The 17,255-nt window shown below is 71.0% G+C and carries 13 protein-coding genes; 12 read left to right on the top strand and 1 reads right to left on the bottom strand.

Going from position 1 to position 17,255, the window contains the following annotated elements; translation table 11 throughout:
- The first annotated feature begins 4 nt into the window (after positions 1–4).
- The 5 genes from AOM07_RS05980 (at position 5) to AOM07_RS05960 (ending at position 6,697) form a co-directional block, all read left to right on the top strand.
- Positions 5–1,027, top strand: a complete 1,023-nt coding sequence (locus AOM07_RS05980; RefSeq protein ID WP_062311863.1) for a 6-phosphofructokinase — start codon at positions 5–7, stop codon at positions 1,025–1,027.
- A gap of 179 nt (positions 1,028–1,206) precedes the next feature.
- On the top strand, positions 1,207–2,697 hold the full coding sequence (gene rpsA, locus AOM07_RS05975; protein WP_062311862.1) for a 30S ribosomal protein S1: 1,491 nt from the start codon (positions 1,207–1,209) through the stop codon (positions 2,695–2,697).
- A gap of 100 nt (positions 2,698–2,797) precedes the next feature.
- Complete coding sequence (gene coaE, locus AOM07_RS05970) at positions 2,798–3,391, top strand: dephospho-CoA kinase (RefSeq protein ID WP_062311861.1); 594 nt, start codon at positions 2,798–2,800, stop codon at positions 3,389–3,391.
- Positions 3,392–3,512: 121 nt separating this feature from the next.
- On the top strand, positions 3,513–5,576 hold the full coding sequence (gene uvrB / locus AOM07_RS05965; protein ID WP_062311860.1) for an excinuclease ABC subunit UvrB: 2,064 nt from the start codon (positions 3,513–3,515) through the stop codon (positions 5,574–5,576).
- A 92-nt stretch (positions 5,577–5,668) separates the two neighbouring features.
- Positions 5,669–6,697 (top strand): TerC family protein, encoded by a 1,029-nt coding sequence (locus AOM07_RS05960; RefSeq protein WP_062311859.1) that lies wholly within the window; start codon positions 5,669–5,671, stop codon positions 6,695–6,697.
- 12 nt (positions 6,698–6,709) lie between these two features.
- On the opposite strand, the gene AOM07_RS05955 is transcribed toward AOM07_RS05960, so the two are convergent.
- Positions 6,710–6,994 carry a YciI family protein gene (locus AOM07_RS05955; protein WP_062311858.1) on the bottom strand — a complete coding sequence of 95 codons (285 nt, stop codon included), beginning with the start codon at positions 6,992–6,994 and terminating at the stop codon, positions 6,710–6,712.
- A 182-nt stretch (positions 6,995–7,176) separates the two neighbouring features.
- Here AOM07_RS05955 and uvrA point away from each other — a divergent pair, with 182 nt between their 5' ends.
- The 7 genes from uvrA (at position 7,177) to AOM07_RS05920 (ending at position 17,255) form a co-directional block, all read left to right on the top strand.
- A complete protein-coding gene (uvrA, locus tag AOM07_RS05950; protein WP_062311857.1) occupies positions 7,177–10,017 on the top strand; it encodes an excinuclease ABC subunit UvrA in 2,841 nt (946 codons plus the stop codon).
- A 16-nt stretch (positions 10,018–10,033) separates the two neighbouring features.
- Positions 10,034–11,917, top strand: a complete 1,884-nt coding sequence (gene uvrC, locus AOM07_RS05945; RefSeq protein WP_062311856.1) for an excinuclease ABC subunit UvrC — start codon at positions 10,034–10,036, stop codon at positions 11,915–11,917.
- A complete protein-coding gene (gene rapZ / locus AOM07_RS05940; protein WP_082101518.1) occupies positions 11,914–12,834 on the top strand; it encodes an RNase adapter RapZ in 921 nt (306 codons plus the stop codon). Before uvrC ends, rapZ begins: the two co-directional genes overlap by 4 nt.
- Positions 12,831–13,778 carry a gluconeogenesis factor YvcK family protein gene (locus AOM07_RS05935; RefSeq protein ID WP_062311855.1) on the top strand — a complete coding sequence of 316 codons (948 nt, stop codon included), beginning with the start codon at positions 12,831–12,833 and terminating at the stop codon, positions 13,776–13,778. The genes rapZ and AOM07_RS05935 overlap by 4 nt, the downstream gene beginning before the upstream one ends.
- 20 nt (positions 13,779–13,798) lie before the next feature.
- Positions 13,799–14,782, top strand: coding sequence for a DNA-binding protein WhiA (gene whiA, locus AOM07_RS05930; protein WP_062311854.1), 984 nt, complete (start codon positions 13,799–13,801; stop codon positions 14,780–14,782).
- A gap of 172 nt (positions 14,783–14,954) precedes the next feature.
- Positions 14,955–15,959 (top strand): type I glyceraldehyde-3-phosphate dehydrogenase, encoded by a 1,005-nt coding sequence (gap, locus tag AOM07_RS05925; RefSeq protein WP_062311853.1) that lies wholly within the window; start codon positions 14,955–14,957, stop codon positions 15,957–15,959.
- A 105-nt stretch (positions 15,960–16,064) separates the two neighbouring features.
- Entirely contained in the window at positions 16,065–17,255 is a 1,191-nt protein-coding gene (locus AOM07_RS05920) for a phosphoglycerate kinase (protein WP_062311852.1), read from the top strand.

Raw genomic sequence — 17,255 nt, 5'->3', positions numbered from 1 at the left:
TGCCATGCGAATCGGTCTACTCACGGGCGGCGGCGACTGCCCCGGTCTCAACGCGGCGATCCGCGCCGTCGTCAAACGAGGTACCTCGGAGCTCGGCTGCTCGATCGTCGGGTTCAACAACGGCTGGCAGGGCGTCATCGATGGCGACGCCCGGCCCCTGACCCGCGACGACGTCTCGGGCATCCTCGTTCACGGCGGCACGATGCTCGGCACCGCCCGGTGCCACCCGCACAAGGTGCAGGGCGGCATGGAGGCGGTCCAGGAGACCTTCGAGAACGAGAAGCTCGACGGCTTCATCTGCATCGGCGGCGACGGCACGCTCAAGGCGGCCGGCAAGGTGTCGAAGGCGCTGGGCGTGCCGGTCATCGGCATCCCCAAGACCATCGACAACGACGTGGTCGGCACGGACGCCGCGATCGGCTTCGACACCGCAGTGTCCATCGCGACCGAGGCGATCGACCGCCTCCACTCCACGGCCGAGTCGCACAACCGCGTCATGGTCGTCGAGCTCATGGGCCGCCACAGCGGCTGGATCTCGGTGACCGCGGGCATCGCGGGCGGCGCGGACATCATCCTCGCGCCCGAGGAGCCGTTCGACATCGACGTGATCGCCAAGCGCATCAAGCACCGTCACCGCTACAAGAACTTCTCCATCGTCGCGGTCGCCGAGGGCGCGATCCCCGCCGAGGGGTCCAACTGGACCGGCAAGCAGACGCTCGACGAGAAGGGCAACCCGATCGCCGGCTCGATCGGCCACGAGGTCACCAAGGCGATCGAGGCCGCCACGGGCTTCACCACGCGCCTCACCGTGCTCGGCTACGTGCAGCGCGGCGGCGTCCCCACCGCGTCCGACCGCCTGCTCGGCACCCGCATGGGCGTCGCCGCGATCGACGGCATCGTCAACGGCGAGAGCGACAAGTTCACCGCGCTCCAGGGCAACCACATCGTGCTCGAGCCCTTCGAGACGATGATGGGCAAGACCAAGTGGGTGCCGGACGAGCTGCTCACGGCGGCGCGCGGGCTCTGACCCCCCCGTCGCCCGCCGGGGACGATGCGCCGGCGACCAGGCGCATCGTCCTTCCGGCGGCGGGATCGCCGCGGTGGCCCTCACGGGCAGAACGCGGTAGGATATCCGTTGGTCTGGTGCGTCCTCGTGCCCGGCCGACCCTATCCATACGATTCCCTGTCCACCGGAGCAATTCCTTAATGTCCGTTTCCACCCCCGAGTCCAGCATCGCAGTCAACGACATCGGTACCGAGGAGGACTTCCTCGCCGCCGTTGACGCGACCATCAAGAACTTCGACGACGGTGACCTTGTCGAGGGCACCATCGTGAAGGTCGACCGTGACGAGGTCCTCCTCGACATCGGCTACAAGACCGAGGGTGTCATCCCCTCGCGCGAGCTCTCCATCCGCCACGACGCCAACCCGGATGAGGTCGTCAACGTCGGCGACACCGTCGAGGCGCTCGTCCTCACCAAGGAGGACAAGGAGGGTCGCCTGATCCTCTCGAAGAAGCGTGCGCAGTACGAGCGCGCGTGGGGCTCGATCGAGAAGATCAAGGACGAGGACGGCGTCGTCTCCGGTACCGTCATCGAGGTCGTCAAGGGCGGCCTCATCGTCGACATCGGCCTCCGTGGCTTCCTCCCCGCGTCGCTCGTCGAGATGCGTCGCGTCCGCGACCTCGCGCCGTACATCGGCCAGTCGATCGAGGCGAAGATCATCGAGCTCGACAAGAACCGCAACAACGTGGTCCTGTCGCGCCGTGCCTTCCTCGAGCAGACGCAGTCCGAGGTCCGCTCGTCGTTCCTCACCGCGCTCGCGCCGGGCCAGGTCCGCAAGGGTGTCGTCTCGTCGATCGTCAACTTCGGTGCGTTCGTCGACCTCGGCGGCGTGGACGGCCTCGTGCACGTCTCCGAGCTGTCGTGGAAGCACATCGACCACCCGTCCGAGGTCGTCTCGGTCGGCCAGGAGGTCGAGGTCGAGGTCCTCACCGTCGAGATGGACCGCGAGCGTGTCTCGCTGTCGCTCAAGGCGACCCAGGAGGACCCGTGGGCGGTCTACGCCCGCACCCACGCGATCGGCCAGATCGTCCCGGGCAAGGTCACCAAGCTCGTCCCGTTCGGCGCGTTCGTCCGCGTCTACGAGGGCATCGAGGGCCTCGTGCACATCTCGGAGCTGGCGACCCGCCACGTCGAGCTGCCCGAGCAGGTCGTGTCGGCCGACGAGGACGTCTTCGTCAAGATCATCGACATCGACCTCGAGCGTCGCCGCATCTCGCTCTCCATCAAGCAGGCGAACGAGGGCGTGGACCCGCAGGGCGAGGACTTCGACCCCGCGCTCTACGGCATGACCGCCGAGTACGACGCCCAGGGCAACTACAAGTACCCCGAGGGCTTCGACCCGGAGACCCAGGAGTGGCGCGAGGGCTTCGAGTCCGAGCGCGAGGCCTGGGAGGCCGAGTACGCCAAGGCGCACGAGCGCTGGGAGGCCCACAAGGCGTTCGTCGCCAAGCAGGACGCCCAGGCCGCCGAGGCCGAGGCTGCCGCTCCGGCCGCCGCCGCTCCGCGCAAGGGTGCCGGCCGCAAGGCCGACGGTCCGACCTCGTACTCGTCGCACGACGAGCAGGGCGACCAGGGCACGCTTGCCTCGGACGAGCGCCTCGCCGCTCTCCGCGAGAAGCTGACCGGCAACTAAGCCTGTCCCGTACGAAGGCCGTCACCCCTGCGGGGGTGGCGGCCTTCGTCGTATCCGCCCTGGATTGGCGGCTGTCGGACGGGCGTGCTTGACTGCCGCTGTGCTTCGTATCGGCCTCACCGGCGGGATCGCCTCGGGCAAGTCCACCGCCTCGGCGCGCTTCAGCGCGCGCGGCGCCCGGGTCATCGACCACGACGCGCTCGCGCGGCGGGCCGTCGAGCCGGGCTCGGCCGCGCTCGTCGACATCGTCTCCGAGTTCGGCGACCGCGTGATCCGGGACGATGCGCTCGACCGCCGCGCGCTCGCCGCGATCGTCTTCCACGACGAGAGCGCGCGCGAGCGCCTCAACGCGATCGTCCACCCCTACGTCATCGCGATGGGCGCCGCCGCGGACCGCCAGGCGCGGCGCGACGGCGTCAAGGTGATCGTCCACGACATCCCGCTGCTGCTCGAGAGCGGGCAGGGACCGGACTTCGACCTCGTCGTGACGGTGGAGGCGCCCGAGCAGGTGCGGGTGAGCCGCATGGTCGCGACGCGCGGCATGACGGAGCACGATGCGCTGGCGAGGATCCGCGCGCAGGCCACCGACGAGGAGCGCGCCGCGATCGCGGACGTCGTGCTCGACGGGTCCGGCGACGTCGCGGCGCTCGACCGTCAGGTCGACGCGTTCTGGGACCTCAACGTCCCGCGCTGACCGCGCGCGGCTGTCGCGCCGGGGCGTGCGCCGCATCGTCCCCTCCCGGGCGTGCGCCGCATCGTCCCCTCCCGGGCGTCCGGCGCATCCTGCTGTCGGAGCCCCGGCGTACCGTAGTCGCATGAGCAGCCCCGATCTCCGCCGCAGCGAGGCACCGTTCCAGGTGATCTCCGAGTATCAGCCGTCCGGCGACCAGCCGAAGGCCATCGACGAGCTCGCGCGGCGCATCCAGGAGGGGGAGCGGGACGTCGTGCTGCTCGGTGCGACGGGTACCGGAAAGTCCGCGACGACGGCGTGGCTGGTCGAGCGGCTCCAGCGGCCCACGCTGGTGATGGCGCACAACAAGACGCTGGCGGCGCAGCTGGCGAACGAGTTCCGCGACCTGCTGCCGAACAACGCGGTCGAGTACTTCGTGTCGTACTACGACTACTACCAGCCCGAGGCGTACGTGCCGCAGACGGACACCTTCATCGAGAAGGACTCATCGATCAACGAGGAGGTCGAGCGGCTCCGCTACTCGGCCACCAACTCGCTGCTCACCAGGCGCGACGTGGTGGTCGTGTCGTCGGTGTCGTGCATCTACGGGCTCGGGACGCCGGAGGAGTACATCCAGGGCATGGTCACCCTGGGGATCGGCGACGTGCTCGACCGGGACGCGCTGCTGCGCGAGTTCGTGCAGATGCAGTACTCGCGCAACGACCTCGCGTTCACGCGCGGCACGTTCCGCGTGCGGGGCGACACCGTGGAGATCATCCCGGTGTACGAGGAGCTCGCGATCCGCATCGAGATGTTCGGCGACGAGGTCGAGGCGCTCTACACGCTCCACCCGCTCACGGGCGAGGTGGTCGAGCGGCGCCAGCAGGTGCACATCTTCCCGGCGTCGCACTACGTCGCGAGCGAGGAGCGCATGAACCGCGCGATCTCGACCATCGAGCTCGAGCTGGGGGAACGGCTGCAGGAGCTCGAGCGGCAGAACAAGCTGCTCGAGGCGCAGCGGCTGAAGATGCGCACCACGTTCGACCTCGAGATGATGCGCTCCGTCGGGACGTGCTCGGGCATCGAGAACTACTCGCGGCACATCGAGCAGCGCGAGGCCGGCACGCCGCCGCACACGCTGCTCGACTACTTCCCGGACGACTTCCTGCTCGTCATCGACGAGTCGCACGTGACGGTCCCGCAGATCGGCGCGATGTACGAGGGCGACACGTCGCGCAAGCGCACGCTGGTCGAGCACGGCTTCCGGCTGCCGTCCGCGCTGGACAACCGGCCGCTCAAGTGGCCCGAGTTCCAGGAGCGCATCGGCCAGACCGTCTACCTGTCCGCGACGCCGGGCAAGTACGAGCTCGAGCGCTCCGACGGCGTGGTCGAGCAGATCATCCGTCCCACCGGGCTCGTCGACCCCAAGGTCGTCGTCAAGCCCACCGAGGGCCAGATCGACGACCTGCTCGAGTGCATCCGGGAGCGCGTCGAGAAGGACGAGCGCGTGCTCGTCACGACGCTCACCAAGAAGATGGCCGAGGACCTCACCGAGTACCTGGGGGATCGCGGCGTCCGCGTCGAGTACCTGCACTCGGACGTCGACACGCTGCGCCGCGTCGAGCTGCTGCGCGAGCTGCGGATGGGCCGCTACGACGTGCTGGTCGGCATCAACCTCCTGCGCGAGGGGCTCGACCTTCCCGAGGTGTCGCTCGTGTCGATCCTCGACGCGGACAAGGAGGGCTTCCTGCGGTCGGGGACGTCGCTCATCCAGACCATCGGGCGTGCCGCGCGCAACGTCTCCGGCGAGGTCCACATGTACGCGGACACGATCACGGACTCGATGGCGTCGGCGATCGACGAGACCAACCGTCGCCGCGAGCTCCAGGTCGCGTTCAACGAGGAGAACGGCATCGACCCGCAGCCGCTGCGCAAGCGCATCGGCGATATCACCGAGATGCTCGCGCGCGAGGAGGCGGACACCGCGGAGGCGCTCGAGCAGGCCAAGCGGGCGCCCACGCCGGGCGGCGACGGCAAGAAGACGCTGCTCGCGCAGCGCCCCGCCGAGGAGCTGTCGCAGCTCATCGAGGACCTCTCCGACCAGATGCGCGCCGCCGCCGCGGACCTGCAGTTCGAGATCGCGGCGCGCCTGCGCGACGAGATCGGCGAGCTCAAGAAGGAGCTCCGCCAGATGATCGACGCCGGCTGACGCGGGCTCGAGGGGGCCGGCGGTGCTCGGCCGCCCGCCCGCATGGCCCGCGGCCGCTCGGCCCTCCACCCGCGCGCCCCTAGGATGGACCGGTGGAATCTGGGCTCGTCTGGGCGATCACCATCGCCGGCATCGTCGGACTGTTCGTGTTCGACTTCGTGGTCGTGGTGGCGAAGCCGCACGTGCCCTCGTTCCGGGAGTCGGCGTGGTGGTCGGTCTTCTACATCGCGCTCGCGTTCCTCTTCGGCGCGTCGATGTGGTGGTGGAACTCGCCCGACAAGGGCACCGAGTTCATCGCCGGCTTCATCACCGAGAAGTCGCTGTCGATCGACAACCTCTTCGTCTTCCTGGTGATCCTGTCGCGGTTCGCCGTGCCGCCCAAGCTCCGGCAGCGCGTGCTGCTCATCGGCATCGCGATCGCGCTGGTCCTGCGCGGCCTCTTCATCGCGGCCGGCGCGGCCGCGCTGTCCACCTTCAGCTGGACCTTCTACCTCTTCGGCGCCTTCCTGCTCTACACGGCGATCGTGATCGCGCGCGAGGGCGGCGCCGAGGAGGGCGACGTCGAGTACAAGGAGAACCTGCTCGTCCGCACCGCGCGCCGCATCATGCCCGTGACGGACGGCTTCCGCAACGGCCGTTTCGTCGTGCGCGAGGCGGGGCGCCGGGCGATCACGCCGCTGCTGCTCGTCGTCCTGGCGATCGGCGGCACGGACGTGCTGTTCGCGCTCGACTCGATCCCCGCGATCTTCGGGCTCACGCAGGACCCGTACATCGTGTTCACGGCCAACGCCTTCGCGCTGCTCGGCCTGCGCCAGCTGTTCTTCCTCGTCGACGGGCTGCTCGCGCGCCTCGTCTACCTGTCGTACGGGCTGTCGGTCGTGCTGGGCTTCATCGGCGTCAAGCTCGTGCTCGAGGCGCTGCACGCGAACTCGCTGCCGTTCCTCAACGACGGCCAGCCCTTCGACGTCTGGGTCCCGTCCTCGGGCCAGTCGCTGCTGGTCATCATCGGCGTCATCGGCATCGCGGCCCTCGCCAGCGTGCGCGTCACCAAGGGCGGGCACGACCGCCGTTCGCAGCACGCCGTCCACGCCGAGCCGCTCGAGTCGCCCGAGGACGACTGACCCCTCGGCGGCTCAGGCGGTCCAGGGGCCGCCCGCCGGCCAGGCCCGGATCGAGTGGGACACGACCAGGCCGGCCTCCTGGTACGGGTCGGCGGCCAGGAAGCCCTCGACGGCCTCCGCGGACTCCGCCTCGAATACCAGCAGCGCGCCCGGCTCGCCCTCGTCCTCGTAGCGGCCGAACACCTTGGCGATGCCGCGCTCGGCCAGGCCGAGCATCCAGGCGCGGTGGACGGGGCGCATCTCGTCGCGCTCGGCGGCGCGGTCGTCGTAGACGTAGTGGATCGCGAAGAGGCTCATGCGGCCAATCTTGCCCGACCCACGCCTCGGCACGGCCGCGGCAGCGCCGGGGGAGGTGCGCGGTGCCCGATCGCGCGACCCTCGAGCACGGAGCACCTCCGAGGGTGACGCGGCGCGGGGGCCGACCCGCGACACGCCGGATCGAACGTGTGTTCGAAGCGGTTTCCGCGTAGCATGGCCGGGTGAACGACCGTCTCCTCGTCCGCGGTGCGCGTGAGCACAACCTCAAGGGTGTCGACCTCGACCTTCCCCGCGACGCCCTCATCGTCTTCTCCGGCCTGTCCGGCTCCGGCAAGTCCTCGCTGGCCTTCGACACGATCTTCGCCGAGGGGCAGCGGCGCTACGTCGAGTCGCTGAGCGCGTACGCCCGCCAGTTCCTGGGCCAGATGGACAAGCCCGACGTCGACTTCATCGAGGGCCTCAGCCCGGCGGTGTCGATCGACCAGAAGTCGACCAACCGCAACCCGCGCTCGACGGTGGGCACCATCACCGAGGTCTACGACTACCTGCGCCTGCTCTACGCGCGCGTCGGCACGCCGCACTGCCCGGTCTGCGGCGAGCAGATCCAGGCGCAGACCCCGCAGCAGATCGTCGACTCCGTGCTCGCGCTGCCCGAGGGCACCCGGTATCAGGTGCTCGCGCCCGTGGTCCGCGGCCGCAAGGGCGAGTACCAGGACCTCTTCGAGGACCTCCAGCAGCAGGGCTTCGCCCGTGCCCGCGTCGACGGCGAGACCGTCCAGCTGACCGAGCCGCCGCAGCTCGAGAAGAAGCTCAAGCACGACATCGAGGTCGTGGTCGACCGCCTGGTCGCCCGCGACGGCGTCCGCCAGCGCCTCACCGACTCGGTGGAGACCGCGCTGCGCATCGCCGACGGCCTCGTCATCATCGACCCGGTCGACGGCGACGTCGAGCCGCGCCGCTACTCCGAGAAGCGCGCGTGCCCCAACGACCACGTCCTCACGCTCGAGGAGATGGAGCCCCGCACCTTCTCCTTCAACGCGCCCTACGGCGCGTGTCCCGAGTGCACCGGCATCGGCATCCGTCTCGAGGTCGACCCGGACCTCGTGGTCCCGGACCGCGAGCTGTCGCTCAACGGCGGCGCCGTCGCGCCCTGGGCGGCCACCAGCTCCGACTACTTCAACCGCACCCTCACGGCCCTCGCCGACGACCTCGGCTTCGACATGGACACCCCGTGGAAGGACCTGCCCAAGGAGGCGCGCACCGCGATCCTCACGGGCAAGGACTACCAGGTGCACGTCCGCTTCAAGAACCGCTACGGCCGCGAGCGTCAGTACACCACCGGCTTCGAGGGCGTGATCACCTGGATCGAGCGCCTGCACGAGCAGACCGAGTCCGAGTGGTCGCGCGAGAAGTACGAGTCGTACATGCGCGAGGTCCCGTGCCCCGTCTGCCGCGGCGCGCGCCTCAAGCCCGAGGTGCTGTCCGTCACCATCGGCGGCCGGTCGATCGCCGAGGTCTGCGAGCTGTCCATCGCCGAGGCGCGCGACTTCCTCATCACCGCCGAGCTCGACGAGCGCGGCCGCCACATCGCGGTCCAGGTCCTCAAGGAGATCGACGCCCGCCTGGGCTTCCTGCTCGACGTGGGCCTCGACTATCTCACCCTGGCCCGCGCGGCCGGCACCCTGTCGGGCGGCGAGGCGCAGCGCATCCGCCTCGCCACGCAGATCGGCTCGGGCCTCGTCGGCGTGCTCTACGTGCTCGACGAGCCCAGCATCGGCCTCCACCAGCGCGACAACCGCCGCCTCATCGACACCCTCACGCGCCTGCGCGACCTGGGCAACACTCTCATCGTCGTCGAGCACGACGAGGACACCATCCGCACCGCCGACTGGGTGGTCGACATCGGCCCCGGCGCCGGCGAGCACGGGGGAGAGGTCGTCCACTCCGGCACGTACGAGGACCTGCTTGCCAACGAGCGCTCCGTCACCGGCGCGTACGTCGCGGGCCGCCGTTCGATCGCGCTGCCGGAGACGCGCCGTCCCATCGACCCCACGCGCGAGGTCACGGTCGTCGGCGCCCGCGAGCACAACCTCCGCGGCATCGACGTGAGCTTCCCGCTCGGCGTGCTCACCTCGGTCACGGGCGTGTCCGGCTCGGGCAAGTCGACGCTGGTGAACTCGATCCTCTACACGAGCCTCGCCAACACCCTCAACGGCGCGCGCCAGGTCGCCGGGCGCCACACCCGCATCACGGGCACGGACCAGCTCGACAAGATCGTCCACGTCGACCAGGGCCCCATCGGCCGCACGCCGCGCTCCAACCCCGCGACGTACACGGGCGTGTGGGACAAGGTGCGCAAGCTCTTCGCCGAGACGCAGGAGGCGAAGGTCCGCGGCTACGGCCCCGGTCGCTTCTCGTTCAACGTCAAGGGCGGACGATGCGAGGCGTGCGCGGGCGACGGCACGCTCAAGATCGAGATGAACTTCCTTCCCGACGTGTACGTCCCGTGCGAGGTCTGCAAGGGCGCGCGGTACAACCGCGAGACCCTCGAGGTGCACTTCAAGGGCAAGAACGTGGCCGACGTGCTCGACATGCCGATCGAGGAGGCCTCGCACTTCTTCGAGGCGATCCCGTCCATCGCGCGCCACCTCACCACCCTCGTCGACGTGGGCCTCGGCTACGTCCGCCTCGGCCAGCCGGCGCCCACGCTGTCGGGCGGCGAGGCGCAGCGCGTCAAGCTCGCCTCCGAGCTCCAGCGCCGCTCGACCGGCCGCACCATGTACGTCCTCGACGAGCCCACGACGGGCCTGCATTTCGAGGACGTCCGCAAGCTGCTCGGCGTGCTCCAGGGCCTGGTGGAGAAGGGCAACACGGTCATCGTCATCGAGCACAACCTCGACGTCATCAAGTCCTCGGACTGGCTCATCGACATGGGTCCCGAGGGCGGCTCCGGCGGCGGCATGGTGATCGCGGAGGGCACCCCCGAGGACGTCGCGCGGGCGGAGGGCTCCCACACGGGCGCGTTCCTCGCGGAGATCCTCGGCGCGCCGGCGCCCGCCTGATCCCTAGGCTGGCGACGTGACCGACCCCGCCTCGTACCGCCCCGCGCCGGGCACGATCCCGACCCAGCCGGGCGTGTACCGGTTCCGGGACCCGCACGGGCGCGTGGTCTACGTGGGCAAGGCGAAGAGCCTGCGCGCGCGGCTGGCGAACTACTTCCAGGACCCCGCGCAGCTCCACCCGCGCACGCGCGCCATGGTGACCACCGCATCGTCCGTCGAATGGACGGTGGTGCGGAACGAGGTCGAGGCGCTCATCCTCGAGCACACGTGGATCAAGCAGTACGACCCGCGCTTCAACGTGGTGTTCCGCGACGACAAGTCGTACCCGTACCTCGCGGTCACCATGAACGAGAGGTTCCCCCGGATCCAGGTGATGCGCGGCGAGCGCAAGAAGGGCGTCCGGTACTTCGGGCCGTACGCGAAGGCGTGGGCGATCCGCGAGACCGTCGACACGCTGCTGACCGCGCTCCCGGTGCGGACCTGCGCCCCCGGCGTGTTCCGGAAGGCCGAGCGGCAGGGCAGGCCGTGCCTGCTCGGCTACATCGACAAGTGCTCGGCGCCGTGCGTGGGCCGCATCTCGCCCGAGGACCACAAGGCCCTCGCGGAGCGCGCATGCCAGGTGCTCGCGGGCGACGCCAAGTCCCTCGTGCGCGACCTCACCGGGACGATGCAGGCCGCGGCCGAGCGGGAGGACTTCGAGGCGGCGGCGCGCGCCCGCGACCGGCTGCGCGCGCTCGACTCGGTGATGGCGCGCAACGCGATCGTGCTCGACGCCGGCGTGGACGCGGACATCTTCTCGCTCGAGGACGACGAGCTGGAGGCCGCGGCCCACGTCTTCCACGTCCGCGACGGCCGCATCGCGGGCGAGCGCGGCTGGGTGGTCGACAAGCCCGAGCCGCTGGGCCCGGCGGGGATGGTGGTGCGCCTCCTCGAGGAGGCCTACGGCGCCGCCGACGCCGAGGAGATCCCGCCCGAGGTGCTGGTGCCGCACCTGCCCGACGACTCCACGGTCCTCACCGCGTGGCTGAGCGGGCTGCGCGGAGCCAAGGTGTCGATGCGCGTGCCGGCGCGCGGGAAGAAGGCCGAGCTCGCCTCCACCGGCGCGGGCAACGCGAAGCAGGTGCTCGAGCAGCACCGCCTCAAGCGGGCCTCGGACCTCACCACGCGCTCGGCCGCGCTGCAGGAGCTCCAGGAGGCGATCGGGCTGGACGAGGCGCCGCTGCGCATCGAGTGCTACGACATCTCCCACACGCAGGGCACCAACCAGGTCGGCTCGATGGTGGTGTTCGAGGACGCGATCGCGCGCAAGCCCGAGTACCGGCAGTTCTCGATCGCGGACGCCGTCGATGACACGGAGGCGATGCGCGAGGTGCTGTCCCGGCGCTTCCGGCGCTACCTCGAGGAGTCGCAGCTGCCGCCGGAGGAGCGCGAGACCGCGCGGTTCGCGTACCCGCCCCAGCTGGTGGTCGTCGACGGTGGCCTGCCGCAGGTGAACGCCGCCCGGAGGACGCTCGACGAGGTCGGCGTGCCGGAGATCGCGGTCGTCGGCCTCGCCAAGCGGCTCGAGGAGGTGTGGGTGCCGGGCGACGAGTTCCCCGTCATCCTGCCGCGCGGCTCGGAGGCGCTGTACCTGCTGCAGCGCGTCCGCGACGAGGCGCACCGCTTCGCGATCAAGCACCACCGTGCCAAGCGCACCAAGGCGATGAAGGTGTCGCAGCTCGACGAGGTCCCCGGCGTCGGTCCGGGCCGCGCGAAGGCGCTGCTCACGCACTTCGGCTCGCTCGCGCGCCTCAAGGAGGCGTCGATCGAGCAGATCGCGCTCGTGCCCGGGGTGGGCGCGGGCACCGCCCGGACTGTCTACCAGGCCCTGCGGGGCGAGGCTGGCATGCTGGACGCATGATGGACGAGGTCCCCCCGGTCACCTTCCCCTCCGGCATCCCGCGCCCCGCGCTGGACATGACCGGCGTCGACGCCGAGGTCATGGTCCTCACGGGCATGTCGGGCGCCGGCCGCACCAAGGCCGCCGCCGCGCTGGCGGACCTGGGCTGGTACGTCGTCGACAACCTGCCGCCGCAGCTGCTCGCCGGCCTCGTGGAGATGGTCGGCCGCGGCCGCCACCACCGCCTCGCGGCGGTCGTCGACGTGCGCGGCGGCGACTTCTTCCAGGACGTCATCGCGGTGCTCGACGACCTCGAGGAGCGCGGCATCATCGTCCGCCTCGTGTTCCTCGACGCCTCCGACGCGGCGCTCGTGCACCGCTTCGAGGAGGCCCGCCGCCCGCACCCGCTCCAGGGCGACGGCACGATCCTCGAGGGGATCGCGCGCGAGCGGGCCGCGCTCACCGAGGTCCGCGAGCGGTCCACCGAGGTGGTCGACACGAGCCGGCTGAACGTGCACCAGCTGCGCGACGTCATGACCGAGGTGGCGGGGGAGACCGAGCGCCCGCTCCAGGTCAACGTCCAGTCCTTCGGCTTCAAGAACGGCTCCCCGCACGACGCCGACTTCGTCGCGGACGTCCGCTTCCTCCAGAACCCGCACTGGGAGCCCGAGCTGCGGCCCCTCACCGGCCTCGACGCGCCCGTGCGCGACTACGTGCTCGCCTCGGACGGCGCCCGCGACTTCGTCGACGGCTACGCGGACGTCATCGCGGGGGTGCTCGACCGCTACCGCGCCCACGACAAGCACTCCGTCACCATCGGCGTCGGCTGCACGGGCGGCAAGCATCGTTCCGTCGCGATCGCCGAGGAGCTGGGCCGCGTGCTCGGCGACCGCGGGTACCACGTGCGCGTCACGCATCGCGATCGGGAGCCGCGGTGACCGGGCCGCACGTCGTCGCCCTGGGCGGCGGCCACGGGCTCTACGCGTCGCTCACGGCGCTGCGCGGCGTGTGCGAGACGATCACCGCGGTCGTGACCGTCGCGGACGACGGCGGGTCCTCGGGCCGGATCCGCGCCGAGATGCCGGTGCCGCCGCCGGGCGACCTCCGGATGGCGCTGTCCGCGCTGTGCGAGGACACCGAGTGGGGCCACACGTGGCGCGACGTCCTCCAGTGGCGCTTCGCGACCGGCGGTCCGCTCGACGGCCACGCCGTCGGCAACCTGCTCATCGCGGGCCTGTGGGACCGCACGGGCGGCATCGTCGAGGGGCTGGACTGGGTCGCGCGGCTGCTGCGGTGCGAGGGTCGGGTGCTGCCGGTCTCGACCGAGCCCATCACGGTGAGCGCGGACTTCGCCGTCGGCGGCCGCGTCGAGAGGGCCGTCGGGCAGGTCGCGGTCGCGACCGCGCCGGGCCGCATGCGGTGCCTCGCGATCGACCCCGTCGACCCCGCGGTGCCCGCCGCGACGCTCGAGGCGATCGCCGAGGCGGACGCGATCATCCTCGGCCCCGGCAGCTGGTACACGTCGGTGCTCACGCACTTCCTCGTGCCGCGCGTGGCCGCCGCGCTCGTCGACGCGGGTCCGCGCACCATCCTCACCCTCAACATCGCGCACGAGGACGAGGAGACGGCCGGCACCGACCGGATCGACGACCTCGCCGCGCTGCGCGACGCCGCGCCGGGCTTCGTCCCGGCTGCCGTTCTCGTCGACGCGTCGGAGGACGATGCGGTGCTGCGGGCCGCGGTCGAGTCCTGGGGCGCGCGCTACGTGGTGGCGCCGATGCGCGAGCTGGGCACGCTGGACCGGCACGATCCGGCCCTGCTGCGGGCTCAGTACCAGTCCCTCGTGAGCTGGGTGCGCAGCGGCGGCGCGCTCGCGCGCTGACTGATGGCAGGATTGTCGCCATGGCTTTGACGGCACAGGTGAAGGACGAGCTCGCGCGCGTCCCGGTCGAGAAGGTGTCCGCACGCAAGGCGGAGATCGCGGCGACCCTCCGCTTCGCGGGGGGTCTCCACATCGTCTCCGGGCGCATCGTCATCGAGGCGGAGCTCGACACCGCCGCCGCGGCGCGTCGTCTGCGGACGTTCATCCACGAGACGTACGGGCTCGGCTCGGAGATCATCGTGGTCTCCGGGGGCGCCCTCAAGAAGGGCAACCGCTACGTGGTGCGGGTGGTCAAGGAGGGCGAGGCGCTCGCGCGCCAGACCGGCCTGCTCGACCACCGCGGCCGCCCCGTGCGCGGCCTGCCACCGCACGTCGTGGGCGGGGCGCTCGAGGACACCGTGGCCGCGTGGCGCGGTGCGTTCCTCGCGCACGGCTCGCTCACCGAGCCCGGCCGCTCGTCCGCGCTCGAGGTGACGTCGCCCGGCCCCGAGGCCGCCCTCGCGCTCGTCGGCGCGGCCCGCCGCCTCGGCATCGGCGCCAAGTCGCGTGAGGTGCGCGGCGTCGACCGCGTGGTGATCCGCGACGGCGACGCGATCTCGGCGCTGCTCGCGCGCCTGGGCGCGCACGACTCCGTGCTCGCCTGGGAGGAGAAGCGCACGCGCCGCGAGGTGCGCGGCACCGCGAACCGCCTGGCGAACTTCGACGACGCCAACCTGCGCCGCTCCGCGCGGGCCGCCGTCGCCGCCGGCGCGCGCGTCGCGCGGGCCTTCGAGATCCTCGGCGAGGACCTCCCCGAGCACCTGCGCGAGGCGGGCGAGCTGCGCCTCGCCAACCGCGAGGCATCGCTCGAGGAGCTGGGCAAGCTGGCCGACCCGCCGCTCACGAAGGACGCCGTCGCGGGCCGCATCCGACGCCTCCTCGCGACCGCCGACAAGCGTGCCGAGGAGCTCGGCATCCCCGACACCGAGGCGGGCATCAGCCAGGAGCTGCTCGAGGACGACTAGGGCCGTCGCGGGGCCCTCACCTGGGACTTCTGTCCGGCTGGCGGCTCAACGGGTAAGTAGTAGGCTCTCAATCAGTGGCCCGCTCCAGCAGCGGCGTCCGGCGCACGTGGGCGTGCGCACCACACCACATCCACAACCGCGTCGCCCCGGCGACGCACGGAGGAGACACACTGTGACCATCAAGGTCGGTATCAACGGCTTCGGCCGCATCGGACGTAACTTCTTCCGCGCCGCGCGCGAGCTCGGCTTCGACTTCGAGGTGGTTGGCGTCAACGACCTCACGGACAACAAGACCCTCGCCCACCTCCTCAAGTACGACACCGTGCTGGGCAAGTTCCCCGGTGAGGTCACCTACGACGACGACAACATCTACGTCGACGGCAAGGCGATCAAGGCCCTGGCGGAGCGCGACCCCGCCGCCCTCCCGTGGGGCGAGCTCGGCGCCGACATCGTGATCGAGTCGACCGGCTTCTTCACCGACGCCACCAAGGCCGCCGCGCACATCGCCGCCGGCGCCAAGAAGGTCATCATCTCCGCCCCGGCGAAGAACGAGGACGCCACCTTCGTCGTCGGTGTCAACCACACCGACTACGACCCTGCCGCCCACAACGTGATCTCGAACGCGTCGTGCACCACGAACTGCCTCGCGCCGTTCGCGAAGGCCCTCAACGACGCCATCGGCATCGAGCGTGGCCTCATGACCACGATCCACGCCTACACCGGCGACCAGAACCTCCAGGACGGCCCGCACAAGGACCTGCGCCGCGCCCGTGCGGCCGCGCAGAACATCGTGCCGACCACCACCGGTGCCGCCAAGGCCGTGGCCCTCGTGCTCCCCGAGCTCAAGGGCAAGCTGGACGGCTTCGCGATGCGCGTCCCGACCATCACCGGCTCGGCCACCGACCTCACCTTCGAGGCCTCGCGTGAGACCACCGTCGAGGAGGTCAACGCCGCGATCAAGGCTGCCGCCGAGGGCGAGATGGCCGGCACGCTGTACTACACCGAGGACGACATCGTCTCGGCGGACATCGTGGGCGACCCGCACCAGTCGATCTTCGACGCGAAGCTCACCCGCGTGAACGGCTCCACCGTCAAGGTCGTGTCGTGGTACGACAACGAGTGGGGCTACTCGGCGTCGCTCGCCAAGCTCACGAACTACGTCGGCGAGCGCCTCTAAGCACTCTCGATGTGATCGCTTCGACGGCCGTGCACGCTCTGGCGTGTGCGGCCGTCGTCGCGTCACCCTGCTCTCCCTTCCACCTCCGATAGGACAGGAACCTCCATGAAGACCATCGACTCGCTGGGCGACCTCGCCGGCAAGAAGGTGCTCGTGCGCTCGGACCTCAACGTCCCGCTCGACGGCACCACGATCACGGACGACGGCCGCGTGCGCGCCTCCGTGCCCACGATCCAGAAGCTCCTCGACGCCGGCGCCGCCGTCATCGTCACCGCGCACCTCGGCCGCCCCAAGGGCGAGCCCGACGCCAAGTACTCGCTCGCGCCCGCCGCGGCCCGCCTCGCGGAGCTGCTCGGCCGCCCCGTGACCCTCGCCGACGACCTCGTCGGCGACTCGGCCAAGGCCGTCGTCGCCGCGCTCGAGCCGGGCCAGGTCGCGATGCTCGAGAACGTCCGCTTCGACGCCCGCGAGACCTCCAAGGTCGACGAGGAGCGCGAGGCGCTCGCCGCGGAGCTCGCCGCGCTCGCCGACGTGTTCGTGTCCGACGGCTTCGGCGTCGTCCACCGCAAGCAGGCCTCGGTCTACGACATCGCGAAGAAGCTGCCCGCCGCGGCCGGCACCCTCGTCGAGAAGGAGGTCGTGTCGCTGGGCAAGGCCGTCACCGACCCGGCGCGCCCCTACGCGGTCGTCCTCGGCGGCTCGAAGGTCTCCGACAAGCTCGGCGTCATCGCGAACCTCCTCACCAAGGCGGACCGCCTCCTCATCGGCGGCGGCATGGTCTTCACCTTCCTCGCGGCCAAGGGCTACGAGGTCGGCACCTCGCTCCTCGAGGCGGACCAGATCGACACCGTCAAGGGCTACCTCGCGACGGCCGAGGAGAACGGCGTCGAGATCGTGCTCCCGACGGACATCGTCGCGGCCGACAAGTTCGCTGCCGACGCCGACGCGCTCGTGGTCGCCGCGGACGCCATCCCCGCGGACCGCATGGGCCTCGACATCGGCCCCGACTCGGCCGCGCTGTTCGCGTCCAAGCTCGCCGACGCCAAGACCATCGTCTGGAACGGCCCCATGGGCGTGTTCGAGATGGAGGCCTTCGCTGCCGGCACCAAGGCGGTCGCCCAGGCCATGATCGACTCCGACGGCTTCTCCGTCGTCGGTGGTGGCGACTCCGCCGCCGCCGTGCGCCTGCTCGGCTTCGACGAGGCCGGCTTCGGCCACATTTCCACGGGCGGCGGCGCGTCGCTCGAGCTGCTCGAGGGCAAGGTCCTGCCGGGCCTCGCCGTTCTGGAGGACTGA

This window comes from Demequina rhizosphaerae (genome assembly GCF_000971255.1).
GTDB lineage: Bacteria > Actinomycetota > Actinomycetes > Actinomycetales > Demequinaceae > Demequina > Demequina rhizosphaerae.
Note: the sequence above shows the minus strand (reverse complement) of the source record. Positions and strands in the feature narration are given on the sequence as shown.